Here is a 20968-nt window from a genome sequence, read left to right as displayed (position 1 = left end):
GCAGACGGGATGGAAGCTAGGTCGAGTAATGGGATCGGACGGTGGATTGCCGCCCTTGGCAATTGCCCCGGCCCCTGACATGAGAACGTCGGTAATTGACGAGCTCAATCGCGCGTGTCATAAACGGCCCCTGACATTCCGCTCATCTGACCAGGACCTATTAGCGTGCATGCCCTAGGCCAGATCCTCAGGAGCGTATTCCTCACCGGAGATGTAGTACTTGCGTGCACTCTCTGAGCGCAGCTCCTTCGGATACATGACCGCGTAGCCCGGCAGAGCCATGATCTGCCAGTCGCCTGGCAGAGTCGCACTAAGGAAGAGGAAGAACTCGTGCGCCGTCATCTCGGGGCGGTCGATGGTCACATCAAATCGCTCATAGAATTTCTCGGCGGCAGTCCGATAATAGGCGTAGCGAAATGTATAGGGAAGCTGCGTCTTCACGTTCTTCAGTAGCGGGCGCAGGTTCTGGCCCCCAAGGGCGAGGTCGCGTATCACCCAATTGAGATTCGCCGGATAGAGCTGATCAAAATGATCGCTCGCAAACACCGTGGTATCCCGCTTATCACCCGGATCATTGATGCCGAACCCGTTTTCATTCCACGGCGCCTCACCAGCGCTCTGAAACCTGTCGATCAGGAGCTTTTCAGGGGCAACTGCGGAAAAGTCTTCGTCGACCGAAAGCGCCGTAAAGGAGATCTCTTCCAACCGAATCCCCTCGCGGCCACTCAGCTTCCGCAGATGCTTCCCAAGGCGCTGGGGCAGGGTGACCTCGGCCTTTCCTACATAAAGCAGTTCCTTTCCTCGGCGCAGTTGGTAAACACCCTTGTGTGGAGGCAGGAGGCGAAGGTTAGCCTCGGTGAGTGGGGCTGGCGCGAGCGCTTCCAGGTCTGCAGCCAATTGATCACCAAGGGCCTTGGTGATGCTCAACTTGAACTCAGCGTGGTTCCCCAACGGCACCGTCGCGACTCCCTTCCCGGAGTGATCGCCGTCACTCTAACCGGTGAGCCCGGGGGGCATGATGCGTGTTCCCTCAACGCGCGTCGATGATCGCTAGCTCCGCGGTATAGTTCCCTCATGTCTGAGCTGCGAATCAAGCATCCCCAGGTAGGCACCTGCGTCGAGCTGTTCGCTGGCGGTGGGGGTCTCGCCATGGGCGTACACGCCGCCGGCTTCCGTCCACTGCTCGTGAATGAGTACGCCAAGCGGGCGATCGAGACGCTTCAGACCAACCCCACTCCAGAGGGCGGAAAGTGGCCAGTCAAGCCTGGCGATGTCCGCGATCTCGTCGACGACTTCAAGGCTCTCGACGGAAAGGTTGACATCCTGGCTGGGGGTCCGCCTTGCCAGCCGTTCAGTCTCGGCGGCGCGCACAAGGGCATGGAAGACGAGCGGAACATGTTCCCTCAGATGTTTCGCGCCATTCGCGAGATGAAGCCAAAGGCGGTCATCTGCGAGAACGTTCGCGGTCTCTTGCGTCCCTCCTTCGAGCCCTACTTCGAGTACATCCTCAACGAACTGCGCCTTCCCTTCGAGAAGCGCAAGGCTGGCACATCGTGGGAGGATCACAACGACATCCTGAAGAAGAAACTCGCCAACGACGAAGTGCCGCCCTCGGAGCGCTACTTCGTCAAGCACATCCCAGTGAACGCGGCGGACTTCGGGGTCCCTCAGATCCGACAGCGCGTGATCATCGTCGCCTTCCGTGCCGACCTCGGCGTCGACGAGGAAACCTGGAACGGATTCGAACCCAAGCAGACTCATTCCGACGAGGCGCTGATCCACTCCATGCGTGAGGGTGGGGAGTACTGGAACCGGCACGACTACGTCGACGACGACGCCAAGGCTCGCACCATCGCGAATCTACCGAAACTCGACTACGACGACCACAAGACCAAGAAGAAGCTGGAACTCCAGCCTTGGCGCACATTGCGCGACGCCATCCAGGGCATTGATGAGTTCGAGGGACGCCCTTTGCAGTTCATCGAGGTCGACGCCGTTGAGAACAAGCTTCAAGTGGGCGAAGTCTCTGATCATTTCGGCTGGCCCGGGGCCCGCGTCTACACCGGGCATACTCCGAACCTTCTTGATCGGCCGGCCAAAACCGTCAAGGCAGGGGTGCATGGTGTCCCTGGTGGCGAGTCGGTCATGCAGATGGATGACCCTACGTTCAACGGCACGGGATATCGCTACATGACCGTGCGTGAGACCGCCCGCGTCATGACTTTTCCCGATGAGTGGCAGCTTGCTGGCCCACGTGGGGAAAAGATGCGGCAGCTCGGCAACGCCGTGCCCGTGAAGCTCGGCGCGACCTTCGCGAACGCTGTGGGCAACGCGCTCCGTTCCGTCGGTGCCTTGCAGCAGTCCGGCGGGAAGCCGTGACTCCGGCGGCGGTCGTGAAACAACGGGGGTGGAACGATCGACTGCCGCCGGAGAATGCGTACAAACCGCGGCCGGGCCTGTCTCGGGACAAACGGACAGCAGAGCAGGACAAAGCGGCAGGTGGACGCTATCGCCGTGCAGTGCCGCTCGGGGAAGGCCGATACGCGCGGGCATCAATCCTGCTCCGACTTTATCGAAGCACTCGACGTATCCGGGCATATCTACGGTGGTCGGTCAGTGGCAACACCGAGGAGCGCTACGTCTGCGACGTCGATGGACCCACCCGCGCAGCCAATCTCGCCGCCGCCTGGAGCGAGGCACGCGAGGCCGGAATGGTCGTCGACGAACCGATTCCCGAGAACTCCTCCGCTAGCTCGATGTCCGTCCGGGCGGTCATGACGGCGAACAAGGGCAAGGACACCAAGCCAGAGCTCTTGTTGCGATCGGCGCTCCATCGCAGGGGTTTGCGGTATCGCGTAGGCATCCGTCCGTTGCCGAATCTGCGTCGAACCGCTGACGTCGTTTTCCCGAAGGCGAAGGTGGCTGTCTTTGTTGACGGTTGCTTTTGGCACGGCTGCCCTCAACACTATCGACCGGCCAAGAAGCAGGGCCAGAAATGGCAGGAGAAAATCCAAGCCAACCGAGAGCGCGACGCTACAACCAACATAGCTCTCAAGGAAGCGGGTTGGGCCGTCGTCCGCGTCTGGGAACATGAAGAGGTCGATGATGCGGCCGAACGAATCGAAGACATCGTCAGCGCCTTGTACCGGTGATGCGGCATCCGCACTCGGCCACGTGTCAAGCGAAGTGTGCTGCAACCAGCGGCAAGCCCGTGGGCTCCCGGCGAGGGCCGACCAAAACTTGCAGCAGAGTCTTCCCTTCCCTGACTGTCGATGGAACGTCAGGACATCCCGCACCCGAGCGTCACACCCCATGCTGACCTAGGCCGGTTCGTTTGGATCACTTCCGCTGGCCGAGGTCATCGTTGATGATGTCCATGTGACTCACCGCATCAGCGCTCTGATCTCGGCCGTCGGCGTCCTTGCCAGCATGGTGCTGCTCGTTGTCGCCGTTCGTGAGTACCGCTCTGGGGCTTCGATTCTCTGGCTCGTGGCTGGAGCCGTGATCTTCCTCAGCGCTTCGTACACGCTCGTGCGGGACGCGCGGCGACTCCGCACTGGGCCGACCGCCTGACAGCGGCGCCGTTCCAACCAGCCCCGCCAGTCGTTGTTCGTGTGTGCCGTTGACTGACGCGCAGTGGGCGCGAATCGAGCCGTTACTCCCAGATCGGACGCCACGGCGGGGTGGCCGGTGGCAGGACCACCGAGAAGTGATCGACGCGATCGCCTGGAAGTTCCAGACCGGATCGCAGTGGATCCACCTCCCGGAGAAGTACGGCAACTGGCGAGGCGTCTACAACCGGCTGCGGATGTGGGCCATCGACGGCACGTGGGAGCGGGTGTTCACCGCGCTGATCGCACAGGCCGACGACGACCTCAACTGGGCAGTCTCGGTGGACTCCACCATCGTGCGCGCACACCAACACGCGGCCGGAGCCCGCAAAAGAGGGCCCCAGCCGGCGAACCGGCAGACCATGCCATCGGCCGGTCCCGCGGCGGACTGACCACAAAGATCCACCTGGCCTCCGATGCCCACTGCCGGCCCCTGGCCTTCGTGCTCACCGCCGGACAGGCCGGCGACGCACCCGCCTTCACCCACGTCATGGCCCGCCTCCGCGTCCCTCGACGGCGAGGACGAACCCGCACCAGGCCGGACGTGGTCCTGGCCGATAAGGCGTACTCCTCCCGCGCGATCCGCGAGCACCTGCGCAAGCGCGGTATCCGGGCGGTCATCCCCGTTCCGGCCGATCAACGCGGTCACCGGCTGCGGCGCGGCAGCCGGGGCGGCAGGCCACCCGCCTTCGACCGCGAGGCGTACAAGCAGCGCAACACCGTCGAACGCTGCATCAACCGCTTGAAGCAATGGCGAGGCATCGCCACCCGCTACGAAAAGACAGCGGTCATCTACCTGGCTGGACTGCACGTCGCGGACATCTTCCTCTGGTCCGCCAGGTGATCCAAACGAAACGGCCTAGCGGTGTAAGGCGTCAACCATCGTGCCTCTAACTCGGCGTGACGGCCATGCACCCACTGTGACGGACCTCGCAGGGCGACATCCCACCCAGCGGGATGGTCCGAACCAAGCGTCCGCCGGCAGCAAGGGCCCCATATATCAGAGCCCGCCGACCTGAGACTCGAGAATGGAGAAAGTCCCCCAACCGCCTGAAGTCTCCGGCAGGCTAATGCCATTGGACGTACTTGTTCCCGGCACGTCGCGACATATGGCACTCGTCCCATGTGTTGGCAGTGGTCGCACCGTCGCATCGACGGGGGACCCGACAGACGACCGGCACCGAGTGCGGCCGCTCGGCAACACCGGAATCACCGGGATGCCGCAGCGGGGACAGTTGGTCGCCTAGCGCCCTTCGTCTCCAGGTGAGGCAGAAGGGTCCTTCCTTTGTCCGACGTGGCATGTCCCACGGAGGGCCCCGATCGCCTCAACGAACCCGGCGCCGCCGCAGTTCGTTCCACGCAGATCGGAAGGACCCCCGTGGAAGACCACGCCTCTCAGTCAGGGCCCGACGGCTCCGAGCCGAATTCGACACCCTCTGCTGAAGCCACCCCGCATTCTCCCGCCTTGCCACTGGCCAGTGCGGTTGAGATCAGCACCACCGCCCCTGAAACGAGTGAGGCGCGTGTTGATGAGATTGACCCCGTGGAAGAAGATCTTCCATCGTTGCCTGACGGGCTACCTGCCCTTCCGCGGACGGCGGCGGTACGTAAGCTCGCAAGCACACTCGTGAGCTATGGGTTCAGTGAGGGTGCTGCCACAGCCGTCGCACGAGCAATCGCACGACCTGAAGAGGCTCGCAAACGCCTCCAGAATCCCGACATCATGCGGGTACCCGGAGGCATTCTCCACACGATCACTACCCAGGTGTGGGCGCCTGCAGTCTGTCACTTCCCAGGCAACAACCGGGAAGCGGGATACAGGGTCTATCCCCTCTCGGGAACACTGTCACCAGGACACTTCCCCCCCTTGCGTGGCCTAGAAGCGGCGCCGGGGGAAACCGGGGAACTTGTTCTCCAAGCCCAATCGCGTGCGCATGTTGTCAGCGCCATGGACAAGTCGAATAGCTTCCTTGCTCGACACAACGACCTCACTGAGACTATCGGGCAGCACGGCATCCTGAGGGAGCTGCTGCTCACGGTTGTCAGAATCGACCACGACTCGGAGGATGAATCGTCGGTATGGGCACTAGCCGGCGCGGACGGGAGCAGCCGAATTTCGGCAAGTCACCGCATTCATGCACTCGGCGCGAGCGACGTTCTGTATGGCCTACCGGGTGACGATCGGAAGTATCGGCAGCTACTGAGCCAGGTCCTTGGCACGGGTGAGCGTCCGCGGGAAGAGGTCACGCCTGACGACGTGAAACGCGCCCGTGCGCTCGTGGCTCCGGCGACCCTCGTACTGCGGTTCATCCCGGACGAAAGCTCCCAACTGCAGTACGACCAGGCGGTGAAGTTCATCGTAGGCATCACCCACGTCGAGCCTCCGAAGCCCTGGGGAGCCGCAAGTGAGAACGACGCTTTGGCGGATCCGGTCATTGAGGAGTTCCTGAGGGCAGGCCGGCTCACCCGCACTCGTGCGGAGTGGTTCGCCGCAGACCTGACGCCGGATGAAGTCCGCTCGAACGTCCTCGACCCGTGGCCTGACACTCGGGTCGCGGAGATCGTAGCCGCATTCCTCAATGCCGAAGAGCACGCCCTCTTCCGTAAAGGCGTCTTGAGGATCACGGCCAAAAGCAAAGTCACGGTCGACTTTAAAGCCAAGGTGGTCACGGAGATGATCCTGCGCCCCTGGCGCGCTGCTAACGCTGACGCAGATGCCGCAGATCGGGTGAGCGGAACCCGCAGCACACTGCAACGCATGCTGAAATGGACGCCACTTCAGGCGTCAGGCTGGCACGTCAGTGGGGACAACGATCCGGACAAGATGCTGGAATCAGCTCTTCGCAGCCTGAAAGAGGGAGGCTCCTCCGAAGGGGCAGGCGTCGAGCTGGGGGTCCGTGGGGGCTACTACCTGGCAGTGCACGGAACTTTGGTCCGAGAGGCGCGAGGACGCACCGTCGACTATCGCACTCCGTCATCCGTGCTCCAACGAATGACGGAGAATCCGCACGGACTTAGGACCCTTCACAGGGCAATCATCGACGGACGCCAAAACAGGAAACCACAGAGGGTAGATGAGATCGGAACGCCGCAACTCAACCTGAATAACAAGCCTCTCGAAGCCGACGACACGTGGCTCCGAACCACGTTCACCGCCGTCGGTGAGGCAGTCTCTTCCCCTCCGATTGAAGGAGACGTCACGACGCCAGAGAGCGAATTCGAAGGGGCCAAAGCTCACTTCGCGAACCTCGTAGCTTCACTGGAGAGCGCACTCGTCGCAGCCGAGAGCGTTCGCGGACACAGCCGCGCGTTCGTCAGAGAACAGGGATGGCCTCAGGTTCACGCGGAGGACCTAGGTATCCGTCTCGACAAGATCAGCGGGCGGTTGAAGATGTACGCGGCAATCGCCGAGGCCGCAGAAGAGGCGCACACGGGGAGCACGGACAGCGCGGACGAGTCTGACGAAACCTGACGGCCGACTGCGCGCGCCGTCGCAATCAGCTCGACGGCGCGCAGCTCCGCAACCGGCTAGGCTGTAACCCCGGGCAAGGCGCCTCGCGCCCATGCCGACAAACCGTAGGGAACAGATACAGGATGCCTGCGAACCACCGCTACAGGTGACACTGCAGTCGTCAATGTCTCGGTTGTCAAGGTTGACCATGGTCAGCCACGTGCATAAAGGAGCGGGGCACCGCACCAGGCTGTGGACCCGCCAGGGACCTCTGGTCCTTTGACAGCCCCTCACCTGGGCCGACGTCGGTGGCTGGAACCTCCTCCGGAGCCGTGTGCAGAGGAGCCCCGGACTGGCCCCGGGGCTCCTCATTGTGCGGGGGCATCGCTCGTCAGCCGAAGGCCGCCGCCGGCAGCGTGGGACCTTTGGTGACGTTGGCGCGGGCCTCCGGGACCGGAGCCAATAGGCGGTGCCCGCGGCTTTCCGCTACACGGAGCGTGCCCCGCAAGGCTTCCGTGAGGTCCGCTGCCAGCGCGCTCAACTCTTGCAGGTCAAACTCATCGCTGTCGAGTACGTTGGCCACGCAATCCAGGAGCCGGGCCGCCAAGTCGAGTTGGAGCGCTTCGGTGTTGTCGGCCAGGCGGGAAAGGTGGCTGTCTTTGTCGTCGGTGCTCAGGTAGCAGGGCTTGCCGTCGGGGCCCGTCCACGGCAGGAGGCGGAGTTCGTTGTGGGGCGTCATCCTTCCTGTCCTTTCGCGTTGGCTGTGTGGTGCGTGACGAAGAGTGCTTCGGCGCGGTCGCTGGGGAGGACCAGGAGGGCCGCCTCGACCACGCGTCCGGTGATGTCGGTCGACACGCGCGTGATCGAGAGGACGACCAGCGTCGAGCTAATTCGGAGGGTTGCCGCTTCCTCGGGGGTTGGGTGGCGCGCCCTGATCTTGTCTCGGGATTCCTCCACGCCGGATCGGGGCCAGGGGGGCCCAGCCGACGCCAGCTCGCGCGAGACGTAGATGCGGGCCAGGCTGTGTGGGGACTCTCCCTGGTGGGTGAGGTAGAGGAACTCCGTCAGCGGGGTGCGCGAGGGGACTCCGAGCAGCGGGATTAGGTCTCCGCGGGCTCGGACGTTGGTGGTGCGGATCGTGACATGGAGGCCTGTGTCCGGGGTGAGACGGCCTCCGGTGTACGTGAGTCTGCGGAGGGGGTGGCGGACGAAGTTGCCCTTGCCGTGGATCTTCTCGATCAGACCCTCGGCCTGGAGGAGCGCGAGAGCGTTGCGCAGGGTCGGGGTGCTGACCTTGTACTGAGCGGCGAGCATCGGTTCCGAGGGGAGGCGGGCGCCAGCCTTCAGGTGGCCGGTGGTGATCTGCGTCCGGAGGTCGGCGGCGATGGTGTCGCGGAGGGACCGCATCGGGGCGCTCACCACCTTCTGAGCACTCGTACGGCGATCAGGCGCGTACGGGTGTGCATCGTCAGAAGTTCGCCCGACTCGAAGAGGAGACGCTTCGCGCCGCCGGGGAGTTGGCGGAGGTCGGCTACTCGGCACGGTTGGCCGCCGATCTGGATGACGTCGCCGCGCTGCACGGTGGCCGTGGTGATCTCGACCGGGGAGGCGAGCGCGCCGCCCGAGGGGAAGCCGTTCACGAGGCCGCCTTCGGTGACGTGGTCGGGGAGTGACAGGGGCAGACGCACGCCTCGTAGATGACGGGGATGTCGATCGGTGCCGTCGTCGGGGAGGAGTGCGCGCACTCGCGGTGGGTGCCGATCCGGCATGCGCTGGACCGGTAGGGCGTGGCCGCCGCGGGGATGCGTGTCATCCGTGGATCTCCGCTGGCGTGAAGCACGTGTGGGCGAGGAGGTGGTGCGGGACTGGCGTGTGCGCTGCTCGCTGGCCAGGACGTACGGGCGGACAAGGACCGTCTCCTCGCCCGGGAGGAAACCCATCCGTTCTGGGAGCTGCAGAAGGAGCAGCGTCAGCGCCTCGGACGGATTGGGGTGGATGCGTGTCGGGCGGGTGGGCTGTAACGCGTCGCGGTGCCGGGGCCGTTGGGAGTACCGCTCCCTGGTGCGCGCGATGGCGCGGCAGATACGGTCGAACATGCTGATCAGCTCCTATCGCTGATGGCCAGGTCCCCGGACATCGCCCGTCGCGGGGACCTCTTTGTTCACGGCGGCCCAGAGGGTTCGGCCGCCCAGGCTGGTGGCGAGGAGACCGAATCGGTCCGCCTTCGACACGACTTCCAGGACCTCCCGCCATGTCTCGACGGGAAGGGTTTCCGGTACCTCCGCTTCGATCGATGTGTGTCTTGCGTGCTCCTCCACTCGTGTGGTGAGCCCGATGGCAGATAGCCGGGCGGCGAGGGCCTCCGCGCTTACTGCTGGAGCAGGCACGGGGAAGCCTCCGTCACCGACGATCACTTTCAGCGAAGCTAGTTAACTAGATTAGAGCTAGTGGACTAGATTTTCCACATGCCTGAGCAGCCGCCCTATCTCCGCATCGCCGACAAACTCCGGCGGCGGATCGCGGAGCACGAGTGGACTCCTGGAGACCGGCTGCCCTCGCGGGCCCAGATCGGCCAGGAGTGCGGCGTGGGCGAGAACGTCGTCCGCCGCGCCCAGGAGCTGTTGATCTCCCAGGGCGTGCTGGAGGGACGGGCAGGATCCGGGACCTATGTCGCCGAGCCCAGGCAAAGGGTGCGGATGGTTCGGTCCGCTGCGCGCGAGCAGCCCGACGGATCGCCGTTCCGGGCAGATATGAAGGCCGTTGGGCGGAACGGCGGCTGGGAGAGCCGGACCGATGCCAAGGTGCCCGCGCCGACGGAGATCGCTGCGCGGCTCGGGATCGGTGAGGGCAAGCTGTGCGTCCGGACCGTGTACGAGTTCCTCGCCGACGGGCGACCCGTGCAGTTGTCCACGAGCTGGGAGCCGTACGACCTCACCGGCGGAACCCTTGTCGTCCTTCCCGAGGGCGGGCCACACGCCGGGGCCGGCGTCGTGAACCGGATGGCCGAGATCGGCGTCACCGTCAGCCATGCCGTCGAGCAGCCTGAGCCGCGGCAGGCCACCGCCGAGGAAGCTTCACTCCTCGGGATCCAGAAGGCTGCGCTTGTCACGCACATCCGGCGGACGTACTACAGCGACGAAGGCCGACCAGTGGAGACGGCGGACATCGTCGTACCTGCTGCGCTCTGCGAGATCGTCTACGAGATCCCCATTAACCGGCAGCAGGCGTAGGGAAGCCCGGAGTATCGTCGGCACCGGCTGCAATCCCGGTGTTGCAAAGACGGGCGATCGAGCGACGGATGACCGGGAGTTCCCGTTGCTTGCGCCCGTACCAACCGAAGACCCAGGCATGCCTGATGGACGTTGCGAGGCACCATCGTGGACGCAGATCGAAGGGCCCGGATAGCCGGCATGGCTGAGGCGGTGCGGCCCGTCTGGTCCGAGAGCCGCGACGGTGCTGCCTTGCAGGAGCTCTTGAAGCAGCGCGGCTGTGACGGGGTGGACGCCGTCATGGCCACCATGCAGGTCGTGGGTTGCGGGCTCGCCGAAGCGCAGGACATGTTCTTCGCCGCGCCGTGCCGCGCGGCCGAGCTCCGATTCCACAACGCCGTAATGGACGGTCTGGAGCGGTCCCAGAACGATGCCTGAAGTGCAGCGTGCCTCGGATGCCTGACATCCACAGCTGACATCAACACCAGTGGATGGCGACAGTCGTCCCTGGCTGTCCGCAGCAACCGTCAGCAGCGCCCCTCCCCCGCCCAGGACCCCACCACCGAACTCCTAAAGCGGGTGTCGCGGGTTCGAATCCTGTCCCTCGCGGAGCTGGTGCGGTAGCCCCGACCGGGGGACGGTCCGGCCGGGGCGGTTTCGGGCGGCTAGCCCGCGGTGACGAACCCGCGGGTGGGTTGCCGGCGGTCGGCGGCGGCCACGCGGGCGACGACGTCGTCAGTGATGTCCCGCTGGTCGACAGGGTCGACCACCCGCCAGGCACCCGACTGGTTCTGCGGATCGACCGGTGTGAGGATCCCGGGGATCCCGTACTTACGCATCGAGTCATGCAGGGACTTGACGTTGGCGGCGTCCATGACAGCTCTCCTTACGTCGGCAGGATGTCGAGCCTATTCGTCGTCGTCGCCGCCGTGGCTCGCGCAGTTGCCGGGGTTGATCGGGCCGCATCCGCCGGGCATCGGGGTGTGCCTGACCACCCCGACCAACGACTCCTGTCGCCCCGTCCAGAGCTCGGCGTCGACGTTGTAACCCGCCTGCTCGATGAGGGCCATGGTGCGGGTGAGGATGTCCGGGTCCGGGCGGGCCGCCTCCGGACGTTCGGGGAAGTGGTGGACGGTACGGCCGAGACGGCTGCACAGCGTTGCGTACAGGTGCGTGTGGAGGATGAGAGCGTGCCACCCCTCGTCGACTTCCTCCGTGGGGGAGATGCGCACCAGGGGGAAGAGGGAGGCGGCGTGCACGAACTTGAGGGCCTCGACGACGATCCGGGAGGCCCGTGACGGGTCCATGCCGGGGTTGTTGTCGAGGACCGTGTGCATGACGCCGGTGAACGCCGCGTCACTCAGCAGGGCTCTCGCGCTGGGCGAACTGCTGCTGACGCCGGGGGTGGCCGAGCAGGGCCTCGGGTTGCCGTCCTGCGGCTGGTTCTTGCAGGCCATGGGGTCCTCCTGGTGGGTGGATTTCCGATGGTTCATGGACCCGTCCCCGTTGGGGCGGGAGTCAGCGGGTCATGCCGATGACGAGGGCGGCGAGGATGCCGAGGACGATCAGGCAGAAGAGGGCCTGACGCTGCCACTCGCTCACCGGATCTTCGGGACAATCGGGGGCCGGTCGAGGCGGCCGACGAAGGACGTCGGTTGCTCGGCCGCGCGGTGCTGGCGCAGGGCGTGGACCATGCCGTGTGCGGCGTGGGCCAGGGCACGGAGGTAGGACCAGTTGCCGAGGGGGGCCGGGGCGGGCCCCTGCGCTTTGAGCCGCTCCCACGTGGCGAGTGCGCCGACTCCGCTCGCGCCGCGTCGGCACACCGGGATGCGCTCGACGCCGACGGCCAGGCCGGCGACGCGCGTCAGCATCCTGTCGGTCATCGCCGCAATGACGGCGGCCGGTTGGGTGCGGGATGGTCAGGGCGACGGTTGCGTCGCGTTCGGCCTCGTCCTCGGCGTGCTCCTCCAGAGCGGTGGCGACTTGCATGAGGGCAGCGCCGAGTCCCGTGTCGACGGCCGGACCGCCTTCCGTCTGATCCGTGTGCTCGGTCTGCTCGCGCATCGCTGCTCCCTCCGTCCCTGGGTGTTTCTGCAGTTCGCGGTACACCCCGTCTTCATGGGAACGATGATGTGCGAGCACCGCACCGAGCAGATAGGCCATCGAGTGGCCACGCATGGCCACGTCGCGGCCAAGGCCCAGAGGCGCCGCGATGACACCTCACACTGACACCATGAGCCGCAATGACGCACTCCGTGCCGCCCGCTTGAAAGCGGGCTGGAGGTCGATGGAGGCCGCCGCCGCGGCGCTCACCCGGCATGGGCAGCAGCTCCTCGACGACCTTCACTTCAACGTCAGCCCGCGGTCGTGGCGCCGGTGGGAAGGGCCCAATCCCGGGTGGCCCCCGCAGGAGACCGCGCTCGTCCTCCACGACACACTCGGGCGCTGGCCGGAGGATCTGGGCTTCACCACCCCGCAGGGCTGGATCCGGCCCGAGCACCACGAAGAGACCACCGTGCAGAACGCGACCTTCCTGAACGTCACCGCAGCCGCGCTCATCCCCGGGCCGCTCGCGACCCAGCACGTCGACCCCGCGCTCATCGACTACTTCCAAGCCCAGTTGGAGGGCCACTACAGGGCCGACATGCTCCTCGGGCCGCACGACCTCATCGGCGCCCTCGGACCGCAGTACCAGCTCATCGACAAGCTCACCCGCAGCGCCACCGGCGCGACCCGCCTCGGCCTCCTCCGCGTCGGAGCGGCGTACGCCGCGCTCGTCGGCTGGCTTTACCAGGACGCCGGCGACCTCTCCGCCGCCGCTTTCTGGCGTGGCATCACGCAGGAGATTGCGCTCCGGGCCCGGGACCCGCACCTCATCGGGTACGCCATGGTGAACTCGGCGCAGGTCCGCACCGACCTCGGCGACGGAGCCGGCGTCGTCGACCTGTGTGAAGCCGCCCTCGACGACGACCGAGTCGTCCCGAAGATCCGGGTCATGGCCATGCAGCAACAGGCCCACGGCGCGAGCCTTCTGCGCGATCGCGTGGCGGTCGACCGGCTCATCGATGACGCCTACCGGATTCTGTCCCGGGTCAACGATGACCTGCCCTGGGGCAATGCATGCAGGAGGACGCCCGGCTACCTGGAGGTGCAGCGCGCCACCTGCTACGGCCGGCTCGGTCTCGGCGCGGAAGCGGGTGCGCTCTGGGAGCAGGTGCTCGGCGTCGTCCCGGCCTCCGCGCGACGGGACCGCGGGGTGTACATGGCGCGTCAAGCGACGGCGGCCGCAACCGCGCGGGAGCCGGAGCAGGCAGTAGAGATCGCCCGGGACGTCGCGGTGATCGCCGTCGAGACCGGATCCGCGCGGATGCGGCGGGAGCTGGCGACTCTGGAGCGGACGATGCGGCCGTGGCAGGATGCGCCGGTGGGCCGGGACCTCGCGGAGGCTCTGGCTCCCGTGAGCGAGGGGAGCTGAAGTGTCGGACGAGAAGACGCCGTTGAGCGAGGACGAGATCGCGGCCGCGCTGGCGGAGGTGCCGGGGTGGCGGCGCACCGGGGACGAAATCACTCGCTCGTACAGCATCCGGTACCACGGCGGGGTCGCGATGATCGTGCACGTCGCGGACGTCGAGCGGCTCATCGGGCACCATGCTGACATCGACCTGCGCTGGGGCTCGGTCCGGTTCGGGATCACCACCCACGACGCCGGGCACCGGCTGACGGCGGCCGACTTCGACCTCGCGCAGCGGATCGACGCGATCGCGGCGGGGCACCTTGCTGAACCTCTCGACGACTGACCGAGCCTCGGAAGTCGGCCCATGTCATTCTCACGGGCGCAGGATGCCAGGCCCGTTGACCTCAACGGCTGACATCAACGACGGCGGACGGAGGCGAACGCACCCGGCCAACCGCAGCCGCCGACAGCGGCGCCCCTCCCCCGGCCAGGACCGCACAAGTGGATCCCTGGAGCGGGTGTCGCAGGTTCGAGTCCTGCTGGGGCGCAGCAGTGCTGTCGGAGTAAGGGTCCTTCTGCCGTGAGGTGGGATAGTTTCGTGAGGTGATCACGTCATGAGTGCGTTGCCGTTCGTCGACGAGCATGCCGTCGTCGTCGACGTCCGTGCCGAGGAGTTGTGGCAGCGGCTGGTCGTCGGGGTGGAGCGGGCGTTCTCGCGGGACGGTGGGGCGCGGTACGCGCGGCTCGTGCGGGCCGAGCCTGTCGTGGCCGGTGGGCCCCGGCCGCTTGCCGAGGGGGCCACGTTTCCCGGGTTCCGGGTCGTCCGGGTCGTGCCCGGGCGGGAGTTGGCGCTCCATGGCGGGCATCGGTTCTCCGCCGCGTATAGCCTCGTCTTCCGGATCGACGCGCTCGCGGACGGGCGCTCCCGGCTGCGCGCCGAGACCCGGGCCGCCTTTCCCGGGGTCGCCGGGCGGATCTACCGTCTCCTCGTCATCCGCAGCGGCGGGCACGCCTTCGGCATGCGGTGGATGCTCGCCGGATACCAGCGGCCGTAGCCCGGGTTACCGGCGACGCAACCCGTACCCGTCTCCCGTAGCCCGGTTACCGGCGACGCAACCCGTACCCCGCGTCCCGCACCCCCTAGCGCAACTCCTCCGGGCAGGCCGTGCCGCGGGAGAGTTTGTAGGGGGCCGCCAGGCGGTAGACGCCCGCCTTCGGGGCGAGTAGTTCCGTCCATTCGTCGCCCTCCGTGTCCGCCTCCGCCTTGAACAGGCAGCCCTCCTTGTTGGCGAAGACCTTGGGGATCTCCGTCTCGGACTCCTCGCGGGCCAGCTTCGACGCCTCTGTCTCCTGCGGCGGTTCGATCTTGCCGCCGTTCTCGTCGACGAGGGCCAGCCACGGCGAGTACGGCACGCGGATCAGGACTCGGCCGGGGCGGTCGACGCTGATCACGACCTCGTTCTCCTCCGCGCTCCGCACCTCCGCCGGCGGGTCCGCGAGCGGGGTCGGGTTCTCGACCTCGTAGAGGCGCCAGTTCGCGTCCGACCAGACCTGCTTCAGGTACGGCAGCCCCTCGGCGACCAGTTCGGCCTCCTGCTCGGCGCCCGAGTCGGGGGCGCCGGTGGGCAGCACCACGTAGTGGACGGCCCAGCGGTCCAGCCAGTCCTGGTAGTTCACCGCGTTCAGGGTGTCGTCGTAGAAGAGCGGGTTGCGCTCCATGTCGGCCTGCCGGTTCCAGCCGCGCGCCAGGTTGATGTACGGGCTGAGCGCCGAGGACTCGCGGTGGCTCGACGCCGGTACGACCTCCACCCGCGCCTTGCCCGCGCCCCGCACCTGGAGCTGGTTGATGAGCGGCGCCAGCTCCCGCGCCCAGGAGGCGTCCGGGGCCGTGCGGATCACGTCGTCGACGCCCTTGAAGCCGATCCAGAAGTTCAGCCCGGCGAACGCGAGGAGCAGCGCGTACCAGCGGCGTGAACGCGGCGCCGTGTACGGCAGGGCCGCGAGCAGCACGACACCGGCGAACAGCATCGGGAGCCGCGAGATGTTCGAGCCGATCTGCGAGTCGACCAGCCACGTCAGGAACGTGCCGATGACATAGACCGCCGCGGCGGTACGCACCGTCCTCCAGTCCCCCGGCACGAGCAGGAAGACCAGGGCCCCGAACGCCAGCGGCAGCGCCGTCGAACCGAAGGCCATCGGCTGCGTCCCGGAGAAGGGGAACAGCCACGACGAGAGCGCGACCACCGCCACCGGGGCCAGACCGAGGGCGTACGCGCCCGGGCGCCGTTTGTTGAGGAAGAGCGCCGCCGCCCCCACCCCGAGGAACAGCCCCGCGACCGGGCTGCACGCCGTCGCGAGGCCGGCGAGCGGGGCGGCCACCGCGGCCTTCGCCCAGCGCTTGCGGCGCCAGCGGTGCGGCCAGCAGAACACCGCCGCGACCGCGCCGAGCGCGAACATCATGCCGAGACCGAACGTGACCCGTCCCGACAGCGCGTTGCACAGGAACGCGAAGACGCCCGCGACCGAGCAGGCCAGCGGATTGCGGACCGCCCGCACCCGCACCAGGATCAGCGCGGTCAGCGCCGCGGACAGGGTCCCGGCGACCATCATCGTGCTGCGCACGCCGAGCAGCGACATCAGGTACGGCGACACGACGCTGTACGAGACCGGGTGCATCCCGCCGTACCAGGCCAGGTTGTACGCCGAGTCCGGGTGCCGGCCGACGAACTCCGCCCACGCGTCCTGCGCCGCCAGGTCGCCGCCGCTGTTCGCGAAGAAGAAGAACCAGAGGATGTGCGTCACGGCCGCCAGGCCGGTCGCCGCCATCACCGTGTAGCGCCGCTTCCGCCGGGGGGCGCGGGCCGTGGAGGCCGGAGCCCCGGGGGTCGCGGCCACGGAGGGCGGGGTGTTCCGCTGCGCCGGGAGCACTATTCGCGGGTGCGAAGAAGGGCCCGCGTCGGAGCCGGGGGCGGCGGATACGGGGACGGGGCCACGAGCCGCGGAGCCGCGGGGCACGGGGCCTCGGGGCACGGGGACGGCTCCGAGGGCGGCGGCGCGAACGGGGACGTGTCCTGAACCGAGGTCGTGGGCCGAGCCGGGGTCGGGGTCATGGGCGGGTCCGGCTTCTGCGCGGTCGAGGTGGGGTTGGAGGTCGGCGTCGAGAAGGGAGGCGGGGTGAGGGCCCGGGGGGACGTCGAGGGGGATGGGGCCCAATGGAGTGGGGTCCAGGGGGGTGGGGTCCAGGGGCGAGGTGACGTGCGCGCCGACGTGGAGGGCCGAGTCGGCGTCGAGACCTGACTCTGCGCGGTCGGGGCGGTCGGGGTGGTCGGGACGACCGGGACGGTCCGTACGGTCGGCGCTGGCCGGACAGTCCGCGCGATCGAGATGACCGGCGCGGTCGGGACGGTCCGTACGGTCGGCGCGGTCGGGACGATCCGCGCGGTCGGCGCGTGTCGGCTCGGCGGTGGTCACTGCGGCCCTTTCCCGTGCTGCTGCCCGTCTCACTTCTCACGTGTGTCACGCGTGCTTCTCGTCCCCCGAAGACGCTAACAGCCGGGCGCCCCGGAGAACCGGGGCGCCCAGCCAAGCGGGTGGCTTCTCGGGCCGGGCGAGTGCTTCGCGCCCGGCCTAGTACGCCTCAGCCCACGCGGGTCAGCTTCTTGTCGAAGCCGGGCTCCACCAGGTCCGTCCGGAGGGCGACCGGCGCGCTGACCTTGCCGGCGCCCGTACCGATCGACACCTGACCGACCACGTCACCCGCCTTGCCGGCGTGAGGGAGGGCCTTGCCGCCGTCGGTGAGCTCCAGCTTCACCCGGAGGCCGGGCCAGCCGATCGCCTTGAGCTCCTTGGTGGCCACGACCGGGGTCCGGCCGCCGAGGCCATCGTCGACGTACCCGAGGACCTGGCCCTTGCGGACCACGGCCGCCGAGGTGACGTCGTTCTGCGCCTTCTTGATCAGCTCGTAGCTGTAGTCGATGGAGAGCTGGAGCTTCTCGCCGAGCTGATCGGCGTCCTTGGCCCCCATAACGACGCCGAGGATGCGCCGCATCTTGCCGTCGACGACGGTGTTGGCCGACCAGAGCAGGTTGCCGCCCGCCGGGGTGGAGGAGCCGGTCTTGATGCCGCTCACGCCCGGCTTCAGCAGGATGTTGTTGTTGTTCTCGATCTGGCCGGGGATGCCGTCGACGGTCACGTTCGGCATGTTCACGATCTCCCGGAACACGTCGTACTGCATGACCGCCTTCGCCAGCTTCAGCTGGTCCTTCGGGGTCGACATGGTGCTGTCCAGCAGGCCGGACGGGTCCGTGTACGTGGACTGGGTCATGCCCAGGTCCTTCGCGGCGGCGTTCATCTTCTCGACGAACGCGGCCTCCGAACCGGCGTCCCAGCGGGCGAGCAGCCGCGCCACGTTGTTCGCGGAGGGGATCATGAGGAGCTGGAGCAGCTCCTTCTCCGAGTACGTCTGGCCCTCCTGGACCGCCGCCGTCGACTCGTGCTCCGCCTTGCCCTGTTCGGCGGCCTTCTTGTCGACGGTGATCTCGGGGCCCTTCTGCTTCCCCTTGAGCGGGTGGTCGCGCAGGATCACGTACGCCGTCATCGTCTTCGTGACGCTCGCGATCGGGGCCGGCTTCTGCGCCCCGTACGTGCCCATGGAACCGACGCCCTCGACCTCGACGGCGCCCTGCCCCTCGGTGGGCCACGGCATCTTCAGTTCGCCGCCCTCGAAGGTGAAGGTCGGCGCGGCGGAGAGGGTGAGCGCGGGTGCGGGCAGCGGGCGGACCATCTGCGCGATCGCAAAGACGATCAGGAGGATCAGCACCAGCGGCGTCCAGATCCGGACCCGGCGCACGGTCGTCCGCAGCGGGGTCGGAGGCGGCGGCGGGGTGTTCGTCAGCTCGGCGAGCAGATCGAGCGGAGGCAGCGGCGGCAACGGCTGCTGCCGCGTCCGCTCCGCCTCCACGAGACCGGAAGCGGGGACGGGAGTGGGAGCGGGGTCGGCAGCAGGGGCGGCAGCGGGTGACGTGGCCCGCTTCCCGGCCGGAGCCGGTACGGGGGCGGGCGAGGCGTCGCCGGGGGCCCTGACGGCCTCAGGGGCCTCCGGTGCCTTCTGCGCCTTCTGCTCGGCCGGGATGTCCGCGCGCAGCGGTACGAAGGCGCTGGTGCGCTCGTCGGCGGACTCCGCGGCCGGGGAGGGCGGAAGCTTCAGCGCGGTCGTCGGCTGGTCCACGGGGGGCGCCGCGGGCAGGCGGACGGCCTTGAACATGGTCGTGGGCTGGTCGAGGGGCTCCGGTTCGGGTGCGCCCTCGCCGCTGCCGGCGCCATCGTCCTCAGCGCCACTCTCGCCGTCGTCGCCCGCGTCCCGCACGTCGGCCCCGGACGCCGTGGGCTCCGAAGGCTCCTCGTCCGCCGCCGGCTTCCGCGCGGCGAACCAGGACTCGGCGGACGCCTTCGCCCCGACGGACGCCGAACCGGCCGGCTCGTCGTCCGCGATCTCGTCGTCCGCGATCTCGTCGTCCGCGATCTCGTCGTCCGCGATCTCGTCGTCCGCGATCTCGTCGTCCGCGATCTCGTCACCCTCGGGCTGGTCGCCCTCGAGTTCGTCATCGGCGGGCTCGTCGTCCGCGGACACGGCCTCGTCCTCGTCCCCGACACCGACCGGCTCCGGCTCCGGCTCCGAAGCCACCGGGCCAGCGGTCTCCGGCTCCGAAGCCACCGGGCCAGCGGTCTCCGGCTCCGAAGCCTCCGCGCCAGGGGTCTCCGGCGCCACCGGCTCCGCCGGATCCTCCGCCGTCGCGACCCACGCCGCCACCGCCGCCTTCAAGCGCTCGCTCTCCGGCTCCGCCGCCCCCGCAGGCGCGTCGTCCTCGGAGGCCCTCGGTACCAGGTTCTTGAAGACCGCAGTCGGCTGGTCGACCTGAACCGACGAACCCGACGCCGATCCCGCACCCGACGCCGAGCCCGCTGCCGAACCCGGTGCCGAACCCGAACCCGAACCCGGTGCCGAACCCGAACCCGAACCCGGTGCCGAACCCGACCCCGACGCCGACCCCGAACCCGCCCCCGCAACCGAAGCCGCCGACGAGGCGTCTGACTCATGGAGCACGGAAAGCCGAGGATCCCGGCCGCCGCCGCCCGAGGCCGCCGTCTCCTGAGACGGCCCCTGCTGCTCCGCCTTGTCGGGGGACTCGCCCGCCACCGTGCCTCCTCCATGCGTCATGCGTACGTACGGACCGTGTACCGGTCCGTGTACCAGTGTCCTGTGTGAACCCCTTGGCCCCCGTGCTAGACGAGAACGACATACCTACTGGTTCCCGGATGAACCACCCGGGCGCTCTCGACAGATGAATGTGAGAGGGGTCACCCTGTCATTCATCCACGCGGGGAGGCATGGATGGGCAGGAGCCGCAGAACCATTCCGGAGGAGCTTCTGCTGCTCGCTCTGGACCCGACCACGGGTACCACAGCGCAGCCGCAGTCGCTCGACCTCGGCCTGGCCGGTGCACAGCTAGTGGAGCTGGCGCTGGCAGGCCGGATAGCCCCTGACGGGGATCGTATCGCCGTGGTGATGCCACGGCCGACCGGAGATCCGACCTTGGACTCCGCACTGGAGCTGCTGCGCAGGCGTGGCAGTCCGGTTCGGGCCGTCCACTGGATCGGCGGGCCCCGACTGGGGCTCCGCCAGACGTATCTCTCGCATCTGGAGCGATGCGGCATGGTGCATGCCGTGGAGGGCCAGATGTGCGGGGTGTTGCCGACGACTCGCTACCAGGCGACGGAGACGGCGATCAGTCGGGAGATCCGTTCCCGGCTGGACAGTGCGATCCGCACCGGCGTACCGCCGGACCCGCGGACCGCGGCGCTTGCCGCGCTGGCCCACGCGGTCGGTCTCGGTAAGCACCTCTACCCCGGCAACGAAGGACGGTCGTCGCGGTCCCGGCTGCGCGACCTGATCCGGCACGACCCGATGGGCGGACTCGTGGCGCACGCCGTGATGGACGTCCAGAACGGCGCGGCGGCACAGCCGCGCCGGAGCGCCCCGGGTGTCCCGGCGCAGCCTCGCGGCATGGCCCGCGCGGCGGCGCTCTAGGACGACTCCGAGGACTCCGAGGAACCAGCCCGGGAGCCGCACAGGTGCGCGGGGCGGTCAGGACGACCGCCCCGCGCACGTGCCGCTCCGGCGGTACCGGACCAGGGTGTGTGTCCGTACGCCCCGGCGCGCAGTTGTGGTCGTTTCCCAGCGCAC

At 67.8% G+C, this 20968-nt stretch carries 21 protein-coding genes and 1 pseudogene; 11 read left to right on the top strand and 11 right to left on the bottom strand.

Going from position 1 to position 20968, the window contains the following annotated elements:
- Positions 1-174: 174 nt before the first annotated feature.
- Entirely contained in the window at positions 175-927 is a 753-nt protein-coding gene (locus ACFWV2_RS22655) for a GIY-YIG nuclease family protein (RefSeq protein ID WP_384407029.1), read from the bottom strand.
- Positions 928-1074: 147 nt separating this feature from the next.
- Between ACFWV2_RS22655 and ACFWV2_RS22650 the strand changes: the two genes are divergently transcribed.
- The 4 genes and pseudogenes from ACFWV2_RS22650 to ACFWV2_RS22635 all read left to right on the top strand — a co-directional run bounded on the left by ACFWV2_RS22650 (position 1075) and on the right by ACFWV2_RS22635 (position 7083).
- Positions 1075-2379 carry a DNA cytosine methyltransferase gene (locus ACFWV2_RS22650; RefSeq protein ID WP_384407027.1) on the top strand — a complete coding sequence of 435 codons (1305 nt, stop codon included), beginning with the start codon at positions 1075-1077 and terminating at the stop codon, positions 2377-2379.
- Entirely contained in the window at positions 2376-3152 is a 777-nt protein-coding gene (locus ACFWV2_RS22645) for a very short patch repair endonuclease (RefSeq protein WP_384407025.1), read from the top strand. The genes ACFWV2_RS22650 and ACFWV2_RS22645 overlap by 4 nt, the downstream gene beginning before the upstream one ends.
- A 464-nt stretch (positions 3153-3616) precedes the next feature.
- Positions 3617-4455, top strand: a pseudogene (locus ACFWV2_RS22640) (IS5 family transposase).
- Positions 4456-5559: 1104 nt separating this feature from the next.
- On the top strand, positions 5560-7083 hold the full coding sequence (locus tag ACFWV2_RS22635; RefSeq protein ID WP_384407023.1) for a hypothetical protein: 1524 nt from the start codon (positions 5560-5562) through the stop codon (positions 7081-7083).
- Between the two features lie 370 nt (positions 7084-7453).
- Here the strand turns inward: ACFWV2_RS22635 and ACFWV2_RS22630 are convergent, their stop codons facing one another.
- The 5 genes from ACFWV2_RS22630 to ACFWV2_RS22610 form a co-directional block, all read right to left on the bottom strand.
- On the bottom strand, positions 7454-7801 hold the full coding sequence (locus ACFWV2_RS22630) for a hypothetical protein (protein ID WP_384407022.1): 348 nt from the start codon (positions 7799-7801) through the stop codon (positions 7454-7456).
- Entirely contained in the window at positions 7798-8469 is a 672-nt protein-coding gene (locus ACFWV2_RS22625) for a GntR family transcriptional regulator (protein WP_384407020.1), read from the bottom strand. Before ACFWV2_RS22625 ends, ACFWV2_RS22630 begins: the two co-directional genes overlap by 4 nt.
- Before the next feature lie 8 nt (positions 8470-8477).
- Positions 8478-8702 carry a hypothetical protein gene (locus tag ACFWV2_RS22620; RefSeq protein WP_150504121.1) on the bottom strand — a complete coding sequence of 75 codons (225 nt, stop codon included), beginning with the start codon at positions 8700-8702 and terminating at the stop codon, positions 8478-8480.
- Positions 8699-8875 (bottom strand): hypothetical protein, encoded by a 177-nt coding sequence (locus ACFWV2_RS22615; protein WP_384407017.1) that lies wholly within the window; start codon positions 8873-8875, stop codon positions 8699-8701. The genes ACFWV2_RS22620 and ACFWV2_RS22615 overlap by 4 nt, the downstream gene beginning before the upstream one ends.
- Positions 8876-9170: 295 nt before the next feature.
- Complete coding sequence (locus ACFWV2_RS22610; protein ID WP_384407138.1) at positions 9171-9449, bottom strand: hypothetical protein; 279 nt, start codon at positions 9447-9449, stop codon at positions 9171-9173.
- Between the two features lie 78 nt (positions 9450-9527).
- On the opposite strand from ACFWV2_RS22610, the gene ACFWV2_RS22605 reads away from it, so the two are divergent.
- Together ACFWV2_RS22605 and ACFWV2_RS22600 are read left to right on the top strand one after the other, a co-directional pair.
- Positions 9528-10292 carry a GntR family transcriptional regulator gene (locus ACFWV2_RS22605; protein WP_384407015.1) on the top strand — a complete coding sequence of 255 codons (765 nt, stop codon included), beginning with the start codon at positions 9528-9530 and terminating at the stop codon, positions 10290-10292.
- Positions 10293-10523: 231 nt separating this feature from the next.
- Positions 10524-10709, top strand: a complete 186-nt coding sequence (locus ACFWV2_RS22600; protein ID WP_384407013.1) for a hypothetical protein — start codon at positions 10524-10526, stop codon at positions 10707-10709.
- A gap of 227 nt (positions 10710-10936) precedes the next feature.
- Here the strand turns inward: ACFWV2_RS22600 and ACFWV2_RS22595 are convergent, their stop codons facing one another.
- The 3 genes from ACFWV2_RS22595 to ACFWV2_RS22585 all read right to left on the bottom strand — a co-directional run bounded on the left by ACFWV2_RS22595 (position 10937) and on the right by ACFWV2_RS22585 (position 12154).
- Positions 10937-11146: a hypothetical protein gene (locus tag ACFWV2_RS22595; RefSeq protein WP_384407012.1), complete on the bottom strand. Its 210-nt coding sequence runs from the start codon at positions 11144-11146 to the stop codon at positions 10937-10939.
- A gap of 33 nt (positions 11147-11179) precedes the next feature.
- Complete coding sequence (locus ACFWV2_RS22590; RefSeq protein ID WP_384407010.1) at positions 11180-11764, bottom strand: glycine-rich domain-containing protein; 585 nt, start codon at positions 11762-11764, stop codon at positions 11180-11182.
- 105 nt (positions 11765-11869) lie between these two features.
- Positions 11870-12154 carry a hypothetical protein gene (locus tag ACFWV2_RS22585; protein ID WP_384407008.1) on the bottom strand — a complete coding sequence of 95 codons (285 nt, stop codon included), beginning with the start codon at positions 12152-12154 and terminating at the stop codon, positions 11870-11872.
- A 7-nt stretch (positions 12155-12161) separates the two neighbouring features.
- Here ACFWV2_RS22585 and ACFWV2_RS22580 point away from each other — a divergent pair, with 7 nt between their 5' ends.
- From ACFWV2_RS22580 to ACFWV2_RS22565, 4 genes are all read left to right on the top strand, one after another.
- Complete coding sequence (locus ACFWV2_RS22580) at positions 12162-12500, top strand: hypothetical protein (RefSeq protein ID WP_384407006.1); 339 nt, start codon at positions 12162-12164, stop codon at positions 12498-12500.
- A gap of 4 nt (positions 12501-12504) precedes the next feature.
- Complete coding sequence (locus ACFWV2_RS22575) at positions 12505-13746, top strand: Twin-arginine translocation pathway signal (protein ID WP_384407004.1); 1242 nt, start codon at positions 12505-12507, stop codon at positions 13744-13746.
- 1 nt (position 13747) lies between these two features.
- Positions 13748-14068 carry a 4a-hydroxytetrahydrobiopterin dehydratase gene (locus ACFWV2_RS22570; protein ID WP_384407002.1) on the top strand — a complete coding sequence of 107 codons (321 nt, stop codon included), beginning with the start codon at positions 13748-13750 and terminating at the stop codon, positions 14066-14068.
- 271 nt (positions 14069-14339) lie between these two features.
- Complete coding sequence (locus tag ACFWV2_RS22565) at positions 14340-14780, top strand: hypothetical protein (protein WP_384407000.1); 441 nt, start codon at positions 14340-14342, stop codon at positions 14778-14780.
- Positions 14781-14865: 85 nt separating this feature from the next.
- Here the strand turns inward: ACFWV2_RS22565 and ACFWV2_RS22560 are convergent, their stop codons facing one another.
- The gene (locus ACFWV2_RS22560) at positions 14866-16551 is read right to left on the bottom strand and encodes an MFS transporter (RefSeq protein WP_384407136.1); all 1686 of its coding nucleotides are present in this window, start codon (positions 16549-16551) and stop codon (positions 14866-14868) included.
- Positions 16552-17362: 811 nt separating this feature from the next.
- Positions 17363-19921: a serine hydrolase gene (locus ACFWV2_RS22555; protein WP_384406998.1), complete on the bottom strand. Its 2559-nt coding sequence runs from the start codon at positions 19919-19921 to the stop codon at positions 17363-17365.
- 195 nt (positions 19922-20116) lie between these two features.
- Here ACFWV2_RS22555 and ACFWV2_RS22550 point away from each other — a divergent pair, with 195 nt between their 5' ends.
- Positions 20117-20812 (top strand): GPP34 family phosphoprotein, encoded by a 696-nt coding sequence (locus ACFWV2_RS22550; protein ID WP_360793757.1) that lies wholly within the window; start codon positions 20117-20119, stop codon positions 20810-20812.
- Positions 20813-20968 lie beyond the last annotated feature (156 nt).

Origin of the sequence: Streptomyces sp. NPDC058671, from assembly GCF_042716475.1 — a bacterium.
Taxonomy (GTDB): Bacteria; Actinomycetota; Actinomycetes; order Streptomycetales; family Streptomycetaceae; genus Streptomyces.
The sequence above is the reverse complement of the archived record's forward strand: the minus strand, read 5'-3'. Positions and strand labels throughout refer to the sequence as shown.

Excerpts from the sequence above, each read along its gene's own strand:
- ACFWV2_RS22650 (WP_384407027.1), top strand. The coding sequence starts at position 1,075 with ATGTCTGAGCTGCGAATCAAGCATCCCCAGGTAGGCACCTGCGTCGAG.
- ACFWV2_RS22635 (WP_384407023.1), top strand. The coding sequence starts at position 5,560 with ATGGACAAGTCGAATAGCTTCCTTGCTCGACACAACGACCTCACTGAG.
- ACFWV2_RS22630 (WP_384407022.1), bottom strand. The coding sequence starts at position 7,801 with ATGACGCCCCACAACGAACTCCGCCTCCTGCCGTGGACGGGCCCCGAC.
- ACFWV2_RS22625 (WP_384407020.1), bottom strand. The coding sequence starts at position 8,469 with ATGCGGTCCCTCCGCGACACCATCGCCGCCGACCTCCGGACGCAGATC.
- ACFWV2_RS22615 (WP_384407017.1), bottom strand. The coding sequence starts at position 8,875 with ATGACACGCATCCCCGCGGCGGCCACGCCCTACCGGTCCAGCGCATGC.
- ACFWV2_RS22605 (WP_384407015.1), top strand. The coding sequence starts at position 9,528 with ATGCCTGAGCAGCCGCCCTATCTCCGCATCGCCGACAAACTCCGGCGG.
- ACFWV2_RS22595 (WP_384407012.1), bottom strand. The coding sequence starts at position 11,146 with ATGGACGCCGCCAACGTCAAGTCCCTGCATGACTCGATGCGTAAGTAC.
- ACFWV2_RS22590 (WP_384407010.1), bottom strand. The coding sequence starts at position 11,764 with ATGAACCATCGGAAATCCACCCACCAGGAGGACCCCATGGCCTGCAAG.
- ACFWV2_RS22585 (WP_384407008.1), bottom strand. The coding sequence starts at position 12,154 with ATGACCGACAGGATGCTGACGCGCGTCGCCGGCCTGGCCGTCGGCGTC.
- ACFWV2_RS22580 (WP_384407006.1), top strand. The coding sequence starts at position 12,162 with ATGACGGCGGCCGGTTGGGTGCGGGATGGTCAGGGCGACGGTTGCGTC.
- ACFWV2_RS22575 (WP_384407004.1), top strand. The coding sequence starts at position 12,505 with ATGAGCCGCAATGACGCACTCCGTGCCGCCCGCTTGAAAGCGGGCTGG.
- ACFWV2_RS22565 (WP_384407000.1), top strand. The coding sequence starts at position 14,340 with ATGAGTGCGTTGCCGTTCGTCGACGAGCATGCCGTCGTCGTCGACGTC.
- ACFWV2_RS22560 (WP_384407136.1), bottom strand. The coding sequence starts at position 16,551 with ATGGCGGCGACCGGCCTGGCGGCCGTGACGCACATCCTCTGGTTCTTC.
- ACFWV2_RS22550 (WP_360793757.1), top strand. The coding sequence starts at position 20,117 with ATGGGCAGGAGCCGCAGAACCATTCCGGAGGAGCTTCTGCTGCTCGCT.